The sequence below is a fragment of the Hydrogenophaga sp. genome (assembly GCF_036675665.1).
In the GTDB taxonomy this organism is placed as follows: Bacteria; Pseudomonadota; Gammaproteobacteria; order Burkholderiales; family Burkholderiaceae_C; genus Hydrogenophaga.
On the sequence record NZ_JAKFEO010000058.1, the window covers coordinates 22145 to 41245 of the forward strand.

A 19101-nucleotide genomic window follows, 5' to 3' on the forward strand; every position below is an offset into this window, starting at 1 on the left:
ACACCATGTCCGCTACCGACACGCTTGAGCCTGTGAACACCGTCAAGGCCTACCTGCGCCCCATCGACAGCGAGGGCCTCGCGGCCTTTGCCGCCAAGGGCAAAGCCAACCCCGCCAGCCGCGGCACCAACAAGGTCCACACCGTGATGGAGGGGCAGTACCGCTCGCTCTCCACCGTGGGCAACCACACGCCGGTGGTGGTGGACGAGCCGCTGCACCTGTTTGGCGAAGACACGGCACCGGCACCCGGCGAGATCGTGCTCTCGGGCCTGGGCGGGTGTCTGGCGGTGGGCATCACGGCGGTGGCCACCTGGAAGGGCGTGAAGCTGAGCAAGCTGGAGGTGTTCCTTGAAGGCGACATCGGCAACCCCGCCGCGTGGGGCGCCGGTGGCGCGCTGGAGAAGCTGCCGGCCGAGATGGGTTTTCAGGCGATCCGCGTGAAGGTGGTGGTGGAGGGCGACGCGCCGCGCGAGGTGCTCGACGAGATCGTGCAGCACGCCAATTTCTATTCGCCGGTGGCCAACAGCATGCGCAACCCGATTCCAATGACCATCGGACTGGCAGACGCATGAACCCCCACGACCTGCCCCCCGAGCTGACCCACGAAACATCGGCCTCCGCGCTGCTGGCCGCGGTGCGCGAGGTGGCGCAGGGCCCGTTGGCGGCGGTGGTCGAGTCCATCGACCGCAGCGGCTACTACCCGCGCGCCGAGCTGCAGCAGCTCGCCGCGCTGGGTGCCATGAGCGCGCACCTCGATGGCGAGGCCGGCCCGGGCGATTTCGGTCTGGCGATCCGCGCCATGGCCGAGGCCTCGCGCGTGTGCGGCGCCACCGGCTTCATGATGTGGTGCCAGGCGGTGTGTGGTCTGTACATGCAGCAGTCGGGCAACCCCGCGCTGAATGGCGAGGCGCTGATGGCGCACGTGCGCGGCGACTCGCTGGGCGGCACGGCCTTGTCCAACCCCATGAAGAGCTACGCGCAGATCGAGAGCCTGCTGCTCAAGGCCACGCCGGTGGAGGGCGGCTACATCGTCAACGGCTCGCTGCCCTGGGTGAGCAACCTCGGGCCGGGCCACAGCTGCGGCGCGATTGCCGCGGTGGTGCATGGCGACGAGCCCATCGGCCGCGAGGTGATGTTTCTGCTGCGCTGCGGCGCGCCCGGCGTGGAGCTGCGCGAATGCCCGAGCTTCTCGGCCATGGAAGGCACGGGCACCTACGCGCTGCGCCTCAAAGACCATTTCATTGGCGCTGACGACGTGATCGCCGACGCCGCCAAACCGTTCATTGCCCGCATCCGTGCGGCCTTCGTCATGCTCCAGTGCGGCATGGCGGTGGGCGTGACGCAGGGCGCCATCGACTCCATCTGGGAAGTGGAGGCGCAGCTGGGCCATGTGAACCAGTTTCTGGAAGACCGGCCCGACGCGCTGCAGGCCGAGCTGGACGCGCTCACCGAGCGCGTGATGAAGCTGGCCGAAACGCCCTACGACCCATCGGTGGAATTTTTCATCGACGTGCTGGACGCGCGCGCGCACGGCGCCGAGTTGAGTCTGCGCGCGGCGCAGTCGGCCCTGCTGCACCAGGGCGCGCGCGGTTACCTCATGAGCTCGGCCGTGCAGCGTCGTGTGCGCGAGTCGCACTTCGTGGCCATCGTCACGCCCGCCATCAAACACCTGCGCAAGGAAATCGCGCGCCTGTCTGCCGAGGTGATGCCGGCATGAACGCCTCTTTGAACACGATCGCCGCGGCGGTGCAGGCCCTCGCACCCTGGCAGCAGTACATCTGCGACGCCTGCGGCTACATCTACAACGAAGCCGACGGCGACCCCGACGGTGGCCTGCCGCCCGGCACGCGCTACGCCGACATCCCCGACGACTGGGCCTGCCCGCTGTGCGGCGTGACCAAGGCCGACTTCACGCCCTGGACACCGCCCAGCCTGGACGCGCTGCGCGCCAACATCCAGGGCAGCGCCCCGGTGGCCACGCGCGGTGCGGCGGGTGTGGTCATCGTTGGCGCCGGGCGCGCCGGCTGGCAGATGGCCGAAGCCCTGCGCACGCTCGATGCCGACCTGCCCATCACCATGGTCACGGCCTGCGCCGGTGACGTGTACGACAAGCCCATGCTGTCGATCGCCATGGCGCGCAGCACGGCGCCGGACCAGCTGGTGAAGGAAAGCGGCGCGGCAGCCGCTGCGCGCCTGAACGTGCGCCTGCTCGGCCACACCCACGCCGTGCGCATCTGCGCCGACACGCAGCAGCTGCGCACCACGCGCGGCGTGCTGCGCTTTGATCGGCTCGTGCTGGCCCACGGCGCGCAGGCCTACCTGCCGGCCGCGCTGCCGGCGGCGCTGTGCTGGCGCATCAACCACCTGGCGGCCTATCAAAAGCTGCGCGCGGCTTTGGGACAGGTTGACGAGACAGGACCAAAAGACGTGACCATCGTCGGTGCCGGCCTGATCGGCAGCGAACTCGCCAACGACCTCGCCCTCGGCGGCCACCGCATCACCCTGCTCGACGTGCAGGCCGAACCGCTGGCGCGCTGGAGCGCCGAGGGCGCGGGCGGCCAACTGCTCGACGCCTGGAAAGACCTGGCCATCCGCTTCGTGGGCGGTGTGCAGGTGGCGCAGCTGGAGCAGTTGGCCGGCCGCTACCGCATCACCACCACCTGCGGCCAGCGCTTCGCCGCCGACCAGGTGATCGCCGCCGCCGGCCTGGCCACACCGCCGCGCCTGGCGCAGAGCGCCCAACTGACATGGGACAACGGCATCGCGGTGGACCCGGTGAACCTGAAGACCAGCAACGAACACATCCACGCCATGGGCGACTGCATCGCCATCAACGGCCAACCGAGCAGATTCATCGAACCCATCGCGCGGCAGGCCCGCGCGATCGCGGCCGACATTTGCGGTGCGGCCCCTGCGCCCTACGAGCCGCGCGCGGCGGTGGTGCGGGTCAAGACGACGTCACGGCCGTTGACGCTGCACTGAGCCTCGCGCTCAGCCCTTGCGCTCGGCGTGCACCTGCGCCAACGCCAGGATGACCTCGCGCACCAGCTTGCGCTGCGGCGCCGGCAGGCCCAGGAAGGCGTCGAAGACCTCGCGTTCCTGGTAGCTCACGCCTTCGTCCCACCGTTTGCGGCTCTCCTGCACCCGGTGGCGCACGGACTGGCCAAAGCGCAGCACCTCGGGCTCCACCCGCAGGATCTCGGCCAGCACCAGCAGCTTGTCCTGCGCCGGGATCGCCTCGCCACGCAACCAGCGTGACACCGCCTGGAACGACACCGACCGTCCCCAGTAATGGGCGTTGAACAGGTTCAGCAGCACGCCGGGACGGGGCTCCAGTCCGGCGGCGGCCATGGCATCGCGCAGCCGCTGGGCGAATTCGAGCTTGTGTTCCATGCACCGAACGCTAGTTTTCGGCCGCGTTCCGAATCAACATCGTGTTGTATGCTGAATTCACTTGTTGATTCAATGGCTCACCCAAAACCACAACTTCAAGGAGGACAACATGAACCCAGCTGTGTCGCAGCGCCTCACGCCCACCACCGCTGCGCTGTTGCAGTGGTGGTTTGACCCACCGAGCACGCAGGCCCGGGGCGGGCTTGGTTTTCACGAGGAGCAGCGCCGCGCCATTCTGGCCACGATCACGGCGCACGAGGCGCTGGAGGGCGACGCGCCACCGCACGAGCGGCCGGTGCACCGCGTGGCGCTGACCATCGGCATCGACCAGACGCGGGTCATGCTCGCCCTGCTGATCTGGCAACTGCTCAACCGCACCGATGCACTCGCGGCCGGCCATGACGACCCCCGTTTCACCAACCGCTTTCTTGCCGTGGCCCACCACGCCCGCGCCCGCGACCACCTGCTCGGCACCTTCTGTGGCCTGCCGGTGCCGGGTGGCCTTGGCGCGCGCGACTTCGGCACATCCGGCCTGGTGCGGCTGGCCGAACTGCTCATCCCCGCCAGCCGCCGCGACGAGGTCTATGGCTTCGTGTGTGCCCACGTGTGCAGCGGCGCGCAGTTCGTGCACCGACCGGCGCACGGCGGTGTGATCGCCATCACCGACGGCCGCCTGGAGGCGCTGGAGTGTCTGGCGCGCCTGCCGCGTGTGATGGTGTTCGACGACGAAACGCGCCCGCCGCTCTGGGCCCCCAGCAACAGCGACGTGACCAGCCCGGCGTGGCGACAGCACCTGCGCCGCATCGCCTCGGCGCGCGACGAGCTCTGCGCGCAGGTGGTGTTTGCGCAGCACCGGCCCGGCGAAGGCCCGCCCCTCGGCAGGCCTTGAGCGCCCTCAGGCGCTGGCGCCCTGCGCCCGCAGGGGAATCACCCGCCGGGCGGGTTTCTCTGCCCGCGCGCGCAGCTGCCCGCAGCCGCCCTCCACGTCCTGCCCGGCCGATTGCCGCAGCTTGGTGAGGATGCCGCGGCGGTGCAGGCGGCGGGCGATGGACGCCGCCTGTTCCCAGCTCGGGCGCCGGTAGGGCAGGTCGTCCACGGTGTTGTACGGGATCATGTTGAGGATGGCGTATTTGCCGTGCAGCAGGCGCACCAGCCCTTCGATTTCGTCGTCGCCGTCGTTGATGCCTTCGAGCAACGTCCACTGGTATTGGATCGGATACCCGGTGGCGCGTGCATAACGCTCGCCAGCGTCCACCAGTTCGTCGGGCGTCATGCGCGGGGCGCGCGGCAGCAGTTGTTCGCGCAACGCGGCTTTGGTGGTGTGCAGCGAGAGCGCCAGCGCGGGTTTCACACGCGCCAGCGGCAGCGCCTCGAACACGCGCGGATCGCCCACGGTGGAGAACACCAGCTGCTTGTGCCCGATGTTGCCGACGGTGCCGAGCAGGTCGATGGCTTCCATCACGTTGTCCAGGTTGTGCGCCGGCTCGCCCATGCCCATGAACACCACCTTCTTCACCGGCCGCAAACCGCGCGCCAGCGCCACCTGCGCCACGATCTCGGCGCTGCCCACCTGCCGGACCAGGCCGCCCTGGCCGGTCATGCAGAACACGCAACCCACCGCGCAACCGACTTGTGTGGACACGCACAGGCCGTCGCGCGGCAACAGCACGCTCTCCACCGTCTGGCCATCGGCCAGCGCCACCAGCAGTCGTGCCGAGCCGTCTTCGGCCGGGTGTTGCGATTGCAGCCGCGCCAGACCGGCGAGCTCATCGGCCAGCGTGGGCAGGGCCGCCACCAGCGTGGCCGGCAGGAAGTGCGCGAGTTCGCGCCGTCCGCTGTCCTGCGGCAAGGCATGCGACCACAGGCGCAGCACGCGCTGTGCGTGGCGTGGGTTGGCGCCCAGGGCTTGCAGGCGTTGGCGGAGGTGTTCGATGCGCATGACCGGGCAAGCTTAGCGCCAGCGACCGGCACTTTGCGCGAAGCAGAGGGTTCGGCGCGAAAGTGTCGTCGTCCCCTTCCTCTCGGGCGGGATGTGGACGCCAGGCCCGCTTCTGCCGCGCAGACTCCGAGGGCATGTCTCAGAACGGCGAGTCGGGGAAGTAGTACTTCGACGCGTTGTCCTTGGTGATCAGCACCGAGGGAATGGTGGTGGTGGGGGGCATCGCGGTGCCCTTCACGCGCGACTCGGCCGTGAGATTCATGGCGTCGGCGATCATGCTGGGCGAGTAGGTCACGTCGGCGGTGACGATCGGGTCTCCATCCATCACCTTCTTGATGTAGTCCTTGGAACCCGCTCCGCCCAGCACCAGCTTCACGTCGGTGCGCTTGGCCTGGGTGATGGCGCGCTGCACCCCCACCGCCATGTCGTCGTCGGAAGCCCACACGGCATCGATCTGCTTGAAGCGGGTCAGGTAGTCCTGCATCACCTTGAAGGCGTCGTCGCGGTTCCAGTTGCCGTGCTTGGCGTCCAGCACCTTGATGTTCGGGTGGTTTTTCATCACGGCGTTGAACGCGTCGACACGCTGGTTGTCGATGACGGTCGGGATGCCGCGCAGCACCACCACGTTGCCCTTGCCACCCATGGCCTTGGCCATGTACTCGCCGGCCACCTTGCCGAAGCCCGGGTTGTCACCGGCCACGTACGCGTTTTGGGCGGTCGGGTCGGTGAGACCCCGGTCGACCACCGTCACGAACACGCCCTTGCTCTTGACCTGACCCACAGGCTTGGTGAGCGGCGCGGATTCGAATGGCAGGATCACCAGCGTGTCGATCTTGTTGACGGTTTGCAGATCCTGCACCTGGTTGGCCTGCTCGGCAGCGGATCCGGCGGTCTTCACGATCACCGAAGAGCCGGGGTACTGCTTCTCCAGCTCGGCCTTGGTGCGGTTGGCCCAATAGACCACGCCACCGGTCCAGCCGTGCGTGGCGGCAGGAATCGACACACCCATCACCATCTTGTTCTGGGCGAAGGCGGGCGCGGTGACCAGGGTGGCGATGGCCAGCGAGAGGGCAGAAAAAAGGCGTCTGTTCATGAATGTCTCCTTGCTAGGTTCTAGAGGCAGGAAATGGCTCGCCGGCCCGGGGGCTGCGCCGCCGGAAGGTCATCGTCGCCCTCTTTGGAGGAAGGCCACGACGATGATCACGAAACCCTGGACCGCCGCGTTCAGGTACACGCTGATGATGCTGGTGAGATTGAGGATGTTGCCGATGACGGAGAGCAGCACCGCACCGACCACGGTGCCCACGATGCGACCCTGGCCGCCCTTGAGCGCGGTGCCGCCCACGATCACGGCGGCGATGGCTTCGAGCTCCCAGAGCAGGCCGGTGGAAGGCGATGCCGAGCCCAGGCGCGGCACGTAGAGCAAGGTGGCGATGCCCACGCAGATGCCCAGCAGCATGTAGGTGAGGATCTTGATCCGGTCCACCGCCACGGCGGCGTAGCGCGCCACCTGTTCGTTGGAGCCGATGGCCTGCACGTAGCGGCCGTAGCGCGTGCGGTTGAGCAGGAGCGCACCGGCCAGCGCCACGGCGAGGAATACCCAGATCGGGATCGGGATGCCCAGCCAGGCGCCGTAGTAGACCGGGCCGTAGGTGTCACCGAGTTCGTTGTCGAGCGTGAGCGCGCCGCCGTTGGAGAAGTAGGTGAGGTAGGCGCGGAAGATGCCGAGCGTGCCCAGCGTGACGATGAAGGGCTCGATGCGTCCTTTGGTGATGAGCACACCGTGCGCCAGGCCAAAGGCCGCGCCCAGGATCAGCGCGATCGCCATGCCCACCAGCACGGCGGCCACCGGGCTGCCCACCAGCGGCGCGACCCAGTTCATCACCATGATCATGCAGCCGGCAACGAGCGCGGCCATCGACCCCACCGAGAGGTCGATGCCACCGGAAATGATGACGAAGCACATGCCCACCGCGATGATGCCGATGAAAGCGGTGCGGGTGAGCACGTTCATCGCGTTGTCCCAGGTCGCGAAGTCGGGGTTGAGCAGTGTGCCGGTGATGCACAGCAGCACCAGGCCGACGATGGGGCCGGCATCGCGCAGGTGCTGGCGCAGGGGCTTGCCGCCGCGCCGCGGGATGGCTTCCTTGTCGGCGGCGCGGGCGGGGTCTTGCATGGTGTCAGTGAGTGCCGGTGGCATGGGCGATGAGCTCCTCTTCGGTCAGGTGGTCGGCGTCCAGGGTGGCCTGCACGGCCCCCGCGCGCATCACGACCACGCGGTGGCACAGGCCGATCAGCTCCATCAGTTCGGAGGAGATGACGACCACACCGCGGCCTTCGGCCGCGAGGCGCTGCACCAGGAAATAGATGTCGCGCTTGGCGCCCACGTCCACGCCGCGCGTGGGTTCGTCGAGCACCACCACGCGCGGGTCGGGTTGCAGCACCTTGGCCATGGCCAGCTTCTGCTGGTTGCCGCCGGAGAGGGAGCCCGCGGGGGCGTCGAGCGAGCCGGTGCGGATGCCGAACTCGGCCACGGCCTTCTCCAGCGCGCGGCGCTCGGAACGGGGATCGAGCATGGGCCTGGCGTGGCGGTCCAGGTCCATGAGCGTGAGGTTCTCCTGCAGCGACATGCGGATGTGCAGGCCACAGCCCTTGCGGTCTTCGCTGAGGTAGGTCAGGCCCTCGTGTGCGGCTTCGCGCGGGTTGCGGAAACTCACGGCGCGGCCTGCCAACAGCACGTCGCCGCCGCTGCGGGGCCGCAGGCCCAGCAGGCCCTCGAACAACTCGGTGCGACCCGCGCCCACGAGCCCCGCGAAGCCCAGGATTTCGCCCGGGCGCACATCGAAGCTCACGTTCTTCGCCCAGCCCGGCACGGTCATGTTCTTCACCGAGAGCAGAGGTTCTCCGGGCGGCGGCGCCACGCGCGGGGGAAACATGTCGGAGAGTTCGCGGCCCACCATCAGGTTGGCCATCTGGTGGCGCGTGTGTTCGGCCGTGGGGCCGCGCGCCACGAAGCGGCCGTCGCGCATCACCACGATCTCGTCGGTCACGCGTTCCACCTCGTCGAGCTTGTGCGAGATGTAGACCACGGTCACGCCCTGGGCACGCAGCTGTGCGATCAACGCAAACAGCCGCTGCGTCTCCGACGGCGTGAGCGTGGCGGTGGGCTCGTCCATCACCAGCAGGCGCGCGTGGCGCGAGAGCGCCTTGGCGATCTCCACCAGCTGCTTCTCCGCCACGATGAGGTCGCGCGCCCGGGTGTCGGGGTCGATGTGCAGGCCCACCTGCTGCAGCACGTCGCGCGCGGCACTGCGCATGCCGGCTTCGTCGAGCAGCCAGCCTTTGCGCCGCTCGCGACCCAGGAAGATGTTCTGCGCCACCGTGAGGTCGTCGGCCAGGTTGAATTCCTGGTGGATCAGCACGATGCCGGCCTCCTCGGCCTCGCGCGAGCTGGCGAAATGCCGCACCACGCCGTCCACTTCCAGGCTGCCGCCGGACAGCGACTCGTAACCCGAGAGGATCTTCATCAGGGTGGACTTGCCCGCACCGTTCTCGCCCAGCAGGCCCACCATGCGCCCGGGCGCGAGCTCGAAGCTCACGCCGTGCAGCACGCGCACCGGTCCGAAGTCCTTGACGACTTCATTGAAGCGCACGCGAAGGCTCACGCCACCACCTCCACCCACTGGCCACCTTGCGACGACGAGCGCACCGCGGCTTCGATGAAGGCCATGCCGTGCACGCCGTCCTCGATGGTGGGGAACACGACGTCGGGCGGGGGTGCCGAGCCGTTGCGCGCGGCGCGCAGGGCTTGCGCGATCTCGGCGTAGACCGTGGCGAAGCCTTCCAGGTAGCCCTCGGGGTGGCCCGACGGCAGGCGCGTCACGCGCGCGGCATCGGCGTTCGCCGCGCCGGTGCCGCGCGAGATGATCTGCGTGGGCTGGCCGAAAGGCGACCAGTGCAGCTGGTTCGGATGCTCCTGCCGCCATTCGAGCCCGCCCTGGTCGCCGTAGATGCGCAGCCGCAGGCCGTTCTCGTTGCCGGGCGCGACCTGGCTGGCCCACAGCATGCCGCGCGCGCCGCCGTTGAAACGCAGCATCACCTGCACGTTGTCGTCCAGCACGCGGCCGGGCACGAAGGCGCTGAGCTCGGCGCAGAGCGATTGCGTCTGCAGACCGCTCACGAACGCGGCGAGCTGGTAAGCATGCGTGCCGATGTCGCCGATGCAGCCACCCGCGCCAGCGCGGGCCGGGTCGGTGCGCCAGGCGGCCTGCTTCTGGCCGCTGGACTCCAGCGGTTCGGTGAGCCAGTCCTGCGCGTATTCCACCTGCACCACGCGGATCTCGCCCAGCGCACCGTCGCGCACCAGGCGGCGCGCGTGCCGCACCATGGGGTAGCCGCTGTAGTTGTAGGTCACGGCCAGCAGCAGGCCTTTCGAGCGGGCGAGTTCGCGCAGGCGCTGCGCCTCGGCCAGCGTGGTGGTCACCGGCTTGTCGCAGATGACGTGGATGCCGGCTTCCAGAAACGCCTGGGCGGCGGGCGCGTGCTGGTCGTTGGGCGTGACGATGGACACCGCCTCGATGCCGTCGGCGCCGCGCGCGGCTTCTTCGCGCGCCATGGTGCGGAAATCCGGGTACGCGCGCGCCAGGCCCAGTGCCTGCGCCGAGCGCAGGGCTTTCTCGGGCGTGGACGAGAGCGCGCCGGCGACCAGCTCGTAGTGGTCGTCCAGCCGCGCGGCGATGCGGTGCACCGCACCGATGAACGCGCCTTCACCGCCGCCCACCATGCCCAGGCGGATGCGGCGGCCTGCGCCTTCAGCAGCGGAGCCGGCTTCGATCGTCATTTCGCGGCCTCCTGCAGCCCGAGCATGCGGCGCAGTTGCGCGGGATCGGTGTCACCACCGGCGAAGTCGTCGAAAGCCTTTTCGGTGACGCGGATGATGTGGCGGCGGATGAACTCCGCGCCTTCGGCCGCACCGGCCTCGGGGTGCTTGAGGCAGCACTCCCATTCCAGCACCGCCCAGCTGTCGTAGTTGTACTGCGCCATCTTGGAGAAGATGGCGCCGAAATCCACCTGCCCGTCGCCCAGCGAACGGAAGCGACCGGCGCGCTGCACCCAGGGCTGGTAGCCGGAGTACACACCCTGGCGGCCGGTGGGGCGGAACTCGGCGTCCTTGATGTGCAGGGCCTTGATGCGCTCGTGGTAGATGTCGATGAACTCCAGGTAGTCGAGCTGCTGCAGCAGGAAGTGCGACGGGTCGTAGTTGATGCAGCAGCGCGGGTGGTTGTTCACACGCTCCAGGAACATCTCGAAGGTGGTGCCGTCGAACAGGTCCTCGCCCGGGTGCAGTTCGAAGCAGACGTTGCAGTCGGCGTCTTCGAAGGCGTCGAAGATCGGCTTCCAGCGCTTGGCGAGTTCGTCGAACGCGGCGTCGATCAAACCGGCCGGGCGTTGCGGCCAGGGGTAGAGAAACGGCCAGGCCAGTGCGCCGGGAAAGCTCACGTTGCTCTTGAGGCCCAGGCGATGCGAGGCCTTGGCCGAGAGCTTCATCTGCTCCACCGCCCAGGCCTGTCGTGCCTTGGGGTTCTTGCGCACGGCCTCGGGCGCGAAGCCGTCGAAGGCTTCGTCGTAGGCCGGGTGCACGGCCACCAGTTGCCCTTGGAGGTGCGTGCCGAGCTCGGTGATCGCGACGCCGTTCTCGCGCGCCACGCCGGCGATCTCGTCGCAATAGGTCTGCGACTCAGCGGCCTTCTCCATGTCGAAGATGCGCTTGTCCCACGAGGGTATCTGCACGCCCTTGAAGCCCAGGCCGCCGGCCCATGTCGTGATGGACGCCCACGAATCGAACGGTGCGGTGTCGCTGGCGAACTGCGCGAGGTAGATGCCGGGGCCTTGGATGTTGGTGGCCATGTCGTTGTCTCCTTGCCTTGTGTGTTGGTGTTCAGAGGTAGCTGTTGACCAGGTGCTCCAGCCGCTCCTGCTGGCCCGAACGCGGCTGCGGTTCGATGCCTTCGGCTTCCACCTCGCGGGCCAGCGCGTCCAGCGAACGTTCGCCGTTCAAGATGGCGCGGCCGCGCGGCGTGTCCCAACCCTGGTAGCGGCTCTCCACATGGCGCTGCAGCGCGCCGTCCTGGATCATCTTTTCGGCCACCAGCAGGGCGCGTGCGCAGAGGTCCATGGCGGTGGCGTGGGCCCACACCAGGTCGTCGGGGTCGATGGACTGGCGGCGCAGCTTGGCGTCGAAGTTCAGCCCGCCCTGGCCGATGCCGCCGGCCTTGAGCACCTCGTACATCGTCAGCGCGACCTGCGGCAGGTTGTTGGGGAACTGGTCGGTGTCCCAGCCCAGCATTTCGTCGCCCCGGTTCATGTCGAGCGAGCCGAAGATGCCGAGTGCACCGGCGAGTGCGATCTCGTGCTCGAAAGTGTGGCCGGCCAGCAGCGCGTGGTTCTGCTCCAGGTTGACCTTGACCTCGTTCTCCAGACCGTGTGCCTTCAGGAAACCGTAGACCGTGCCCACGTCGTAGTCGTACTGGTGCTTGGTGGGTTCGGCCGGCTTGGGCTCGATCAGGATCTGGCCGGTGAAGCCGATCTTGTGCTTGTGCTCGACCACCAGGTTGAGGAAGCGGCCGAGCTGCGCGAGTTCGCGCTTGAGGTCGGTGTTGAGCAGGGTTTCGTAGCCTTCGCGACCACCCCAGAGCACGTAGTTGTGGCCTTGCAGGCGGTGCGTCATCTCCAGCACGTTCTTGACCTGCGCAGCGGCGTAGGCGAACACCTCGGGATCGGGGTTGGTGGCCGCACCCGCCATGTAGCGCCGGTTGCTGAACAGGTTGGCCGTGCCCCAGAGCAGCTTCACGCCGGTCTCGTCCATCTTGCGTTCGAGCACGCCCTCGATGCGCTTGAGGTGTTCGTTCGATTCGCGCAGCGTGGCGCCTTCGGGAGCCACATCACGGTCGTGGAAGGTGAAGAAGGGCGAGTCGATCAGGCGGAACAGATCGAAGGCCACGTCGGCCTTGTGGATCGCCTGCGCCATCGGGTCGCCGGCCGCGTGCCAGGGCCGCATGAAGCTCGAGTCGCCGAAGGGATCGGTGCCGCCCCACCCGAAGCTGTGCCAGTAGCAGGTGGCAAAGCGGAGCTGGTCTTCCATGCGCTTGCCCAGCACCAGGCGGTTCTTGTCGTAGTACTGGTAGGCCAGGGGTTCGGATTCGGTGGGTTTGAAGCCCTCGCCCCGAAAGGCAATGGGCTGGCGCAAGCTGAAGCAGGCCTTGCGCTGGGCAGTGGCCACGGGCTGGGGTGCGAGGGTCTGTGTCATGGTGGAAGGCGTCTGGTGCGGTGAAGGGAAGGGCTCATGCGGGCATGGCCGTGGGGATGATCTGCAGCGGAGCGGCCACCTGCCGGGCCAGGCCATAGAGCGCCTGCCAGCGGCCATGGGCCTCGTCGTAGCGTGCGGCGCGTTCGCGGTTGGGTTCGAAGCTGCGCAGCCGGCGCGGTTTGCCGAATTCACGGCCACCACCGGCGGCCGCGCGTGCGAGCCGCGCGGCGCCCAGGGCGCAGCCGTGTTCGCCGCCTTCGATCTGGTGCAGCGGCATGTCCAGCACATCCGCCAGCACCTGGCTCCAGCGAGCGGAGCGTGTGCCACCGCCCAGAAGATCGGCCTCGGTCAGTTGCGTGCCGGCGGTGGCCAGCGCATCGCGCGCATCGCGAAAGGCAAAGGACACACCTTCGAGCACCGCCTGCGTCATGTCGGGCCGTTCGGTGTCGGCCGAGAGCTGCAGGAAGCCGCCGCGCACGGTGCTGTCGTTGTGCGGCGTGCGGTCGCCATTCAGGTAGGGCAGGAACCAGCAGGGAGCGGGCCCGGGGTCGGCGTGGTCGAGTTCGTCGAGCAAGCTCGCTTCGTTCTGCCCGGTCGTGCGGGCCCACCAGGCCAGAGACGCGGCGGCCGAGAGCTGCACGCCCATCTGGTGCCACAGCCCGGGCAGGGCGTGGCAGAACGCATGCACGCCGTGGCTGGCGGCGGGCGCAAAGCCGGCGGTGGTGGCCCAGAGCACGCCCGACGTGCCCAGCGACACGAAGGCATCACCCGCCTGCACCGCACCCACGCCCACGGCACCGGCGGCGTTGTCGCCCGCGCCGCCTGCGATCACCGGCGCCTGATCGAAACCCCAGCGGCGCACCCACTCGGCACGCAACTGGCCCGCCGGCTCGGTGCCTTCCACCAGGCGCGGCATCTGCGCTTCGGACAGACCGCAAGCCGCCAGCAGCAGCGGCGACCAGCGGCGCGCAGCCACGTCGAGCCAGAGCGTGCCGGACGCATCGGACATGTCTTCGATGAATTCGCCGCCGAGCTTCCAGCGCAGCCAGGCCTTGGGCAGCAGCACGCGCGCGATGCGCGAGAAGTTTTCTGGCTCGTGCTCGCGCACCCACAGCAGCTTGGGCGCGGTGAAGCCGGCCATGGCGGGGTTGCCGGTGAGCCGGCGCAGATTCAGGGCCGGCGCTTCGAGCTCGGCGCACTGCGCGCCGCTGCGCGAGTCGTTCCAGAGGATGCAGGGGCGGATGACTTCGTGGTCGGCGTCGAGCAACGTGGCGCCGTGCATCTGGCCCGACAGGCCGATGCCGCGCACGGCGGCAAGAGCGCGCGGGTGCGCGGCAGCGAGTTCATCCAGGCAACGCTCGGTGGCGCGCCACCAGTCCTCGGGGTTCTGCTCGGACCAGCCCGGCTGCGGCCGCTGCACGCCCAGCGGCGCCGTGGCGGTGGCCAGCAGGGTGTCGCCATCCAGCAGCAAGGCCTTCACACCGGAGGTGCCCAGATCCAGGCCGAGGGTGATCATGGCAGGTTGTCCTTCAGGTAGATGTCGATGCGGATGCGTTCCTGGTCCGCAATCACCGGCTCCTGTGACCACTGGGCGAGCGCCACGCGCAGGGCCGAGCGGATCTCGTGGCCGGCGTCCTGGTTGATCACCGCGTCCATCGTGCCGTTGAGCAACTCCGCGCGCGACACGGCGGTGAGCTCGTGGCCGACGAACACGGTGTTCTGGTCGCGCCCCGCGCCGCGCAGCGCCTGGCAGATGCCGGCATTGCCCGCGCCCACGCTGTAGATGGCGGCCAGCTCGGGGTGGTCGGCCAGCAACTGGACGGCGAGGGACTGGTTGCGCCCCGCGTCGTCCTGCCCTTCGAGCGGCGGCAACACGGTGAGGTGCGGGTGCTCCTGGGCCATCACCTGGTTGAAGCCGAAATAGCGCTCGGCGTGGTCGCGCAGCGAGAGGCTGCCCAGGATGATGGCCACCTGCGCCTTGCGCGGGCCGACGAAGCGGCCGATGAGCGTGGCGGCCGTGCGGCCAGCGGCTGTGTTGTCGATGCCCACGTAGTGCTGACGCGTGGAAGAGGGCACGTCGGACACCAGCGTGATCACCACCGTGCCGGCCTGCGTGAGCTGGTCGATGGCCGAGCGCACCACCGGGTGATCGAGCGCCATCACCACCACCGCATCGCGCTGGCCTTCCTGCGCGAGCAGGGCCTTGGCCAGCTCGCCCGGGTTGAACACGTTGACGGAGAGCACCTCGGAATGGATGCGCTGGTCGCGCATCCATTCGGCATTGGCCTCGATCTGTTCGCCCAGCAGATCCACAAACCGGTTGCTGCCCGCCGGCAGCAGAAACACCACGCGGCGAAGACGGGCACGCGCCAGCTTGGCGGCCGAAGGATCGGGCCGGTAACCCAGCCGGCGCACCGCGGCATTGACCCGCGCCACCGTGGCTTCGCGCACCCCGGGCCGCTTGTTCACCACCCGGTCCGCCGTCGCCAGGCTGACCTGCGCGTCCAGCGCCACGTCTTCCAGCGTGGCACGTGCCTTGAGGGGGTTTCGGGCTTCCATGGCAGCATTCTGAGGTGCGTACCTCAGAAATTTGCTAGGTGTTTTCACCGAGTATGGCGATGGATTGAGGTTCGTTACTCGAACCGGTGAAATGGGTTTGGCGATGCCCGACGACCCAACCCAGCTGCCTGGGGCAAGGCGGTCTTCAGCGCTCGAAGAGCGCCGCCAACGCCGGTCCTGCCTCGTCGATGAAATGCCGCAACTTCGCCGGCACGAAACGCTGGCCCGGGTAGACGAGGTGGATCGGATCGGTGCGCGCGTACCAGCCCGGCAGCAGCGGCACCAGTTGGCCGTGATCGACCTCGCGACGACACACGTAGTCGGGCAGCAGGGCCACGCCCTGGGCGTCGAGCGCGAGCTGGCGAATGAGCCGCATGTCGTTGGCGGCGAAGGCGCAGCGCAGCGGCACCTGCGCGCGGGTCTTGCCGCGCGTGAGCGTCCAGCTGTCGCGCCCGAGCGGGCTGAAGCACAGCGTGGCGTGTTGCGTGAGGTCCTTCGGCACGCGCAGCGCGGGCGCGCGGGCCAGGTAGTCGGGGTGGGCAAAGGGCGCCCAGCGGGCCTGGCCGATCTGGCGCGCCACCAGGCTGGAGTCGGCCAGTTCGCCGGCGCGCAGCGCGAGGTCCAGCCCCTGCGCGACCAGATCCAGCCGCGCGTCGGAAAACACCAGCTCGACGGCCACGCCGGGGTGGCGCGCGCGGTAGCCGCTGAGGATGCCGAGCAGTTGCTCGTCACCCATGTCGATCGGCAGCGTGATGCGCAGCAGGCCCTGGGCCTCGTGCTTGCCGGCGTCGAGCTGCGCCTCGGCCTGCAGGATGTCCTCCAGCCCGCGCGCGGCCTGCTGCAGGTAGGCCTGGCCCGCTTCGGTCAGGTGCAGGCGGCGTGTCGTGCGCTGCAGCAGCGTGACGCCCAGGCGCTTTTCCAGCCGCGACACGCGCACGCTCAGGGTGGACGTGGGCATGCCCAGCAGCCGCGCCGCCGCACTGAAGCCACCGGCCTGCGCCACGCGCACGAACACCAGGGTGTCGTTGAGATCGGGGTTCTGCGGGTGCAAGGGATTGTTCATCTCATTGAAAAATGATTTGTGATCTTACCGACTTATCACGCGCGCGCGAGCCCGGTAAAGTGGGCGTTCACAAGGAGAACACCCCCCATGAAAACCGTTTCTTTCATCCAGCGCAGCGCCGGCGGCCATTGGGTCGGCGACGGCTTTCCGGTGCGCAGCATGTTTTCGTACAACGACCGGCCCGAGCGCTTCTCGCCCTTCCTCATGCTCGACTACGGCGGCCCGACCCGCTTCGAGCCCACCACGAAGCAGCGGGGCGTGGGCCAGCACCCGCACCGCGGCTTCGAGACGGTGACCATCGTCTACGACGGCGAGGTCTCGCACCGCGACTCCAGTGGTGGCGGCGGCACCATCGGCCCCGGCGAGGTGCAATGGATGACGGCCGCCAGCGGCATCGTGCACGAGGAGTACCACGGTGAACGCTTCGCGAAGTCCGGCGGGCCGTTCGAGATGGTGCAGCTGTGGGTGAACCTGCCGGCGCGCGACAAGATGGCCGCGCCCGGCTACCAGGGCATCACGCGCGAGCAGATTCCCGAGGTGGCTTTGCCCGACGGTGCCGGCACGGCGCGCATCATCGCGGGCGAACTGCTCGGTGCGAAAGGCCCGGCCCACACCTTCACGCCCATGCAGGTGTGGGACCTGCGCCTGAAGGCCGGCCACACGGTGACCCTGCCGGCCGCGGCAGGCCACACCACGGCGCCACTGGTGCTGCGCGGTCGGCTGCGCCTGGCCAATGGCCAGGAGGTGGTGGCAGCGAATCTGCCCGTGTTTTCGCGTGAAGGCGAGGACGTGGCGCTGGAGGTGCTGGAAGACAGCACCGTGCTCTGGCTCGCCGGTGAACCGATCGACGAGCCGGTGGTGGGCTATGGTCCGTTCGTGATGAACACGGAGGCCGAGATCCAGCAGGCCTTCACCGACTTTCAAAGTGGCCGCATGGGCCGTATTCCAGCGACCGCCTGAACAGGAGAACACGATGTTGGAGATGGTGATCACCGCCCGCGCGGCCGACCTGGGCCACGGCCTGAAAGTGCAACGCGTGCTGCCCTACGCCAAACGCCGCATGGTCGGCCCGTGGATCTTCGTGGACCACGCCGGGCCGGTGACGCTCGCGCCCGAAGACACGCGCGCCGCCGACGTGCGCCCGCACCCGCACATCGGCTTGTCCACCGTGAGCTACCTGCTCAGCGGCCAGGTGTTGCACCAGGACAGCCTGGGCGTGCACCAGCTCATCAACCCCGGCGACGTGAACTGGATGACGGCCGGGCGCGGCATCACACACTCCGAGCGGTTCACGCACCCGGACTCGTTCGCCGGCGGTGGGCTGGAACTCATGCAGCTGTGGGTGGCCTTGCCCGAAAAGGACGAAGAGACCGAACCGGCCTTCACCCACTACCCCGCCGCCGACCTGCCGGTGCGCGATGAAGGCGGCGTGTGGATGCGCCTGATCGCAGGCGAGGCCTACGGCATGAAGAGCCCCGTGAAGACGCACTCACCCCTCTTCTACCTGCACACCGAGTGGCAGGCCGGCGCGAGCCTGGCGCTGCCGGGCGGCCACAGCGAGCAGGCGGTGTACGTGGCGCGCGGTGAGATCGAACACGCCGGCGAGACCTATGAGCCCGGCCAGCTGCTGGTGTTCGGCGACGACGCCGACGCGGTGATCACCGCACGCTTGAGGAGCACGCTCATGGTCTTCGGCGGCGAGCCGCTGGGCGAGCGCCATGTGTTCTGGAACTTCGTGTCCTCGCGCAAGGAGCGCATCGAACAGGCGAAGGCCGACTGGGCAGCTGGCCGCATTCCGCTGCCGCCGGAAGACAACCAGGAATGGATTCCGCTGCCTGGGTAGGCCGACTGCATTTCGACGAAGCTTGGTATATTCTTACCATTCATCGATCGATAGATCAGGAGCCAGACATGTCTGCCACCGCCACCCTCTCCAGCAAATTCCAGATCTCCATTCCCAAGGCCGTTCGCGACGAACTGCACTGGGAGGCCGGCCAGGAGTTCGTGTTCATTCCCAAGGACAAGGGCGTGCTGGTGATGCCAGTGCCCGAACTGAAGCAACTCGCCGGCATCGCCAAAGGCGCAAGCACGGCGGGGTACCGGGATCGCAAGGACCGCTACTGATGGCGGCGCCCTTGCGCGTGGTCGACACCTCGGCCTGGATCGAATGGCTGATCGCCTCGCCGGTCGGCAAGAAGCTCGCCAAGGAGATTCCCGAGAAGGACCTGTGCGTCGTGCCGACCATCGTGCAGCTTGAGCTGTCCAAATGGTTGTGGCGCGAACTCGGTGAATCGCAGGCCGATCAGGTGATCGCCTACACGATGAAGTGCCAGGTCACACCCCTGGACACTGCCACCGCGCTGCTGGCCGCCGATCTGCACCGCCAGCACAAGCTGGCCACGGCCGACGCCATCGTGTACGCCACGGCCGTGCAGAAGGGCGCCGAACTGCTCACCTGTGACGCCCACTTCGAAGGACTGCCCGGCGTGATCCTGGTTCCCAGGTCGCCAGTGCGTTGACTCGCTGGCCTACACCCCGAGATAGCGCCCCGGGCGGTGGTTCAAGGTGAGGATGGCGCCGATGGCCACGGCGCCCACCACCGACTGCAACACACGCTCGGGCGGCACCACTGCAAACGCCGTGAGCACCACCAGCACGTCCACCGCCATCTGGATGTGGCCTGCCCGCATGCCGCGGGTTTGCTGCAGCCACTGCGCCACGATGTTCACGCCGCCCACGCTGGCCTGATGGCGCAGCAGGGCGAGCAGACCGAAGCCGATGAGGAATCCGCCGAGCACCGAGGCCACCCAGGGGTTGAGCAGCTCGAAACGCACCACCCGC

At 68.5% G+C, this 19101-nt stretch carries 20 protein-coding genes; 8 read left to right on the plus strand and 12 right to left on the minus strand.

Annotated elements, in window-relative coordinates:
• Positions 1 to 5 precede the first annotated feature (5 nt).
• Genes V6M63_RS18230 through V6M63_RS18240 form a run of 3 tightly spaced genes read left to right on the plus strand, consistent with a single transcriptional unit; the run spans position 6 to position 2982 of the window.
• Positions 6 to 572 (plus strand): OsmC family protein, encoded by a 567-nt coding sequence (locus V6M63_RS18230; protein ID WP_332744126.1) that lies wholly within the window; start codon positions 6 to 8, stop codon positions 570 to 572.
• Positions 569 to 1717, plus strand: coding sequence for an acyl-CoA dehydrogenase family protein (locus tag V6M63_RS18235; protein WP_332744128.1), 1149 nt, complete (start codon positions 569 to 571; stop codon positions 1715 to 1717). Before V6M63_RS18230 ends, V6M63_RS18235 begins: the two co-directional genes overlap by 4 nt.
• The gene (locus tag V6M63_RS18240; protein ID WP_332744130.1) at positions 1714 to 2982 is read left to right on the plus strand and encodes an FAD-dependent oxidoreductase; all 1269 of its coding nucleotides are present in this window, start codon (positions 1714 to 1716) and stop codon (positions 2980 to 2982) included. Before V6M63_RS18235 ends, V6M63_RS18240 begins: the two co-directional genes overlap by 4 nt.
• Positions 2983 to 2991: 9 nt before the next feature.
• Here V6M63_RS18240 and V6M63_RS18245 read toward each other — a convergent pair whose 3' ends face one another.
• Positions 2992 to 3393, minus strand: a complete 402-nt coding sequence (locus V6M63_RS18245; RefSeq protein WP_332744132.1) for a helix-turn-helix domain-containing protein — start codon at positions 3391 to 3393, stop codon at positions 2992 to 2994.
• A gap of 109 nt (positions 3394 to 3502) precedes the next feature.
• Between V6M63_RS18245 and V6M63_RS18250 the strand changes: the two genes are divergently transcribed.
• Positions 3503 to 4282: a hypothetical protein gene (locus V6M63_RS18250; RefSeq protein ID WP_332744134.1), complete on the plus strand. Its 780-nt coding sequence runs from the start codon at positions 3503 to 3505 to the stop codon at positions 4280 to 4282.
• Positions 4283 to 4288: 6 nt separating this feature from the next.
• Here V6M63_RS18250 and V6M63_RS18255 read toward each other — a convergent pair whose 3' ends face one another.
• The 10 genes from V6M63_RS18255 to V6M63_RS18300 form a co-directional block, all read right to left on the minus strand.
• Positions 4289 to 5332: an RNA methyltransferase gene (locus V6M63_RS18255; RefSeq protein WP_332744135.1), complete on the minus strand. Its 1044-nt coding sequence runs from the start codon at positions 5330 to 5332 to the stop codon at positions 4289 to 4291.
• A 139-nt stretch (positions 5333 to 5471) separates the two neighbouring features.
• On the minus strand, positions 5472 to 6425 hold the full coding sequence (locus V6M63_RS18260) for an ABC transporter substrate-binding protein (RefSeq protein ID WP_332744137.1): 954 nt from the start codon (positions 6423 to 6425) through the stop codon (positions 5472 to 5474).
• A 69-nt stretch (positions 6426 to 6494) separates the two neighbouring features.
• Positions 6495 to 7508 (minus strand): ABC transporter permease, encoded by a 1014-nt coding sequence (locus tag V6M63_RS18265; protein WP_332744139.1) that lies wholly within the window; start codon positions 7506 to 7508, stop codon positions 6495 to 6497.
• Positions 7509 to 7512: 4 nt separating this feature from the next.
• Entirely contained in the window at positions 7513 to 8997 is a 1485-nt protein-coding gene (locus V6M63_RS18270) for a sugar ABC transporter ATP-binding protein (RefSeq protein ID WP_332744141.1), read from the minus strand.
• Positions 8994 to 10172, minus strand: coding sequence for a Gfo/Idh/MocA family protein (locus V6M63_RS18275; protein WP_332744142.1), 1179 nt, complete (start codon positions 10170 to 10172; stop codon positions 8994 to 8996). Before V6M63_RS18275 ends, V6M63_RS18270 begins: the two co-directional genes overlap by 4 nt.
• On the minus strand, positions 10169 to 11239 hold the full coding sequence (locus V6M63_RS18280) for a sugar phosphate isomerase/epimerase family protein (RefSeq protein WP_332744143.1): 1071 nt from the start codon (positions 11237 to 11239) through the stop codon (positions 10169 to 10171). The genes V6M63_RS18275 and V6M63_RS18280 overlap by 4 nt, the downstream gene beginning before the upstream one ends.
• A gap of 31 nt (positions 11240 to 11270) precedes the next feature.
• A complete protein-coding gene (gene xylA, locus V6M63_RS18285; protein ID WP_332744145.1) occupies positions 11271 to 12638 on the minus strand; it encodes a xylose isomerase in 1368 nt (455 codons plus the stop codon).
• A 34-nt stretch (positions 12639 to 12672) separates the two neighbouring features.
• On the minus strand, positions 12673 to 14154 hold the full coding sequence (gene xylB / locus V6M63_RS18290; protein ID WP_332744147.1) for a xylulokinase: 1482 nt from the start codon (positions 14152 to 14154) through the stop codon (positions 12673 to 12675).
• Complete coding sequence (locus tag V6M63_RS18295) at positions 14151 to 15197, minus strand: LacI family DNA-binding transcriptional regulator (RefSeq protein WP_332744149.1); 1047 nt, start codon at positions 15195 to 15197, stop codon at positions 14151 to 14153. Before V6M63_RS18295 ends, xylB begins: the two co-directional genes overlap by 4 nt.
• Positions 15198 to 15342: 145 nt before the next feature.
• Positions 15343 to 16260 (minus strand): LysR family transcriptional regulator, encoded by a 918-nt coding sequence (locus V6M63_RS18300; RefSeq protein WP_332744151.1) that lies wholly within the window; start codon positions 16258 to 16260, stop codon positions 15343 to 15345.
• An 87-nt stretch (positions 16261 to 16347) separates the two neighbouring features.
• Between V6M63_RS18300 and V6M63_RS18305 the strand changes: the two genes are divergently transcribed.
• The 4 genes from V6M63_RS18305 (at position 16348) to V6M63_RS18320 (ending at position 18779) form a co-directional block, all read left to right on the plus strand.
• Positions 16348 to 17220 (plus strand): pirin family protein, encoded by an 873-nt coding sequence (locus V6M63_RS18305; RefSeq protein WP_332744152.1) that lies wholly within the window; start codon positions 16348 to 16350, stop codon positions 17218 to 17220.
• A 13-nt stretch (positions 17221 to 17233) separates the two neighbouring features.
• Positions 17234 to 18103 (plus strand): pirin family protein, encoded by an 870-nt coding sequence (locus V6M63_RS18310; protein ID WP_332744154.1) that lies wholly within the window; start codon positions 17234 to 17236, stop codon positions 18101 to 18103.
• Between the two features lie 68 nt (positions 18104 to 18171).
• Positions 18172 to 18384: an AbrB/MazE/SpoVT family DNA-binding domain-containing protein gene (locus V6M63_RS18315; RefSeq protein ID WP_332744156.1), complete on the plus strand. Its 213-nt coding sequence runs from the start codon at positions 18172 to 18174 to the stop codon at positions 18382 to 18384.
• Positions 18384 to 18779 (plus strand): type II toxin-antitoxin system VapC family toxin, encoded by a 396-nt coding sequence (locus V6M63_RS18320; RefSeq protein WP_332744158.1) that lies wholly within the window; start codon positions 18384 to 18386, stop codon positions 18777 to 18779. Before V6M63_RS18315 ends, V6M63_RS18320 begins: the two co-directional genes overlap by 1 nt.
• A 9-nt stretch (positions 18780 to 18788) precedes the next feature.
• On the opposite strand, the gene V6M63_RS18325 is transcribed toward V6M63_RS18320, so the two are convergent.
• Positions 18789 to 19101, minus strand: a 313-nt coding sequence (locus V6M63_RS18325) for a YitT family protein (RefSeq protein ID WP_332744159.1), incomplete at its 5' end; no start/stop codon positions are given.

Coding starts and splice junctions, on each gene's coding strand:
- V6M63_RS18320 (WP_332744158.1), top strand. CDS start 18,384: ATGGCGGCGCCCTTGCGCGTGGTCGACACCTCGGCCTGGATCGAATGG.
- V6M63_RS18300 (WP_332744151.1), bottom strand. CDS start 16,260: ATGAACAATCCCTTGCACCCGCAGAACCCCGATCTCAACGACACCCTG.
- V6M63_RS18305 (WP_332744152.1), top strand. CDS start 16,348: ATGAAAACCGTTTCTTTCATCCAGCGCAGCGCCGGCGGCCATTGGGTC.
- V6M63_RS18260 (WP_332744137.1), bottom strand. CDS start 6,425: ATGAACAGACGCCTTTTTTCTGCCCTCTCGCTGGCCATCGCCACCCTG.
- V6M63_RS18275 (WP_332744142.1), bottom strand. CDS start 10,172: ATGACGATCGAAGCCGGCTCCGCTGCTGAAGGCGCAGGCCGCCGCATC.
- V6M63_RS18240 (WP_332744130.1), top strand. CDS start 1,714: ATGAACGCCTCTTTGAACACGATCGCCGCGGCGGTGCAGGCCCTCGCA.
- V6M63_RS18295 (WP_332744149.1), bottom strand. CDS start 15,197: ATGGAAGCCCGAAACCCCCTCAAGGCACGTGCCACGCTGGAAGACGTG.
- V6M63_RS18280 (WP_332744143.1), bottom strand. CDS start 11,239: ATGGCCACCAACATCCAAGGCCCCGGCATCTACCTCGCGCAGTTCGCC.
- V6M63_RS18230 (WP_332744126.1), top strand. CDS start 6: ATGTCCGCTACCGACACGCTTGAGCCTGTGAACACCGTCAAGGCCTAC.
- V6M63_RS18245 (WP_332744132.1), bottom strand. CDS start 3,393: ATGGAACACAAGCTCGAATTCGCCCAGCGGCTGCGCGATGCCATGGCC.
- V6M63_RS18235 (WP_332744128.1), top strand. CDS start 569: ATGAACCCCCACGACCTGCCCCCCGAGCTGACCCACGAAACATCGGCC.
- V6M63_RS18310 (WP_332744154.1), top strand. CDS start 17,234: ATGTTGGAGATGGTGATCACCGCCCGCGCGGCCGACCTGGGCCACGGC.
- xylA (WP_332744145.1), bottom strand. CDS start 12,638: ATGACACAGACCCTCGCACCCCAGCCCGTGGCCACTGCCCAGCGCAAG.
- V6M63_RS18315 (WP_332744156.1), top strand. CDS start 18,172: ATGTCTGCCACCGCCACCCTCTCCAGCAAATTCCAGATCTCCATTCCC.
- V6M63_RS18250 (WP_332744134.1), top strand. CDS start 3,503: ATGAACCCAGCTGTGTCGCAGCGCCTCACGCCCACCACCGCTGCGCTG.
- V6M63_RS18255 (WP_332744135.1), bottom strand. CDS start 5,332: ATGCGCATCGAACACCTCCGCCAACGCCTGCAAGCCCTGGGCGCCAAC.
- xylB (WP_332744147.1), bottom strand. CDS start 14,154: ATGATCACCCTCGGCCTGGATCTGGGCACCTCCGGTGTGAAGGCCTTG.
- V6M63_RS18265 (WP_332744139.1), bottom strand. CDS start 7,508: ATGCAAGACCCCGCCCGCGCCGCCGACAAGGAAGCCATCCCGCGGCGC.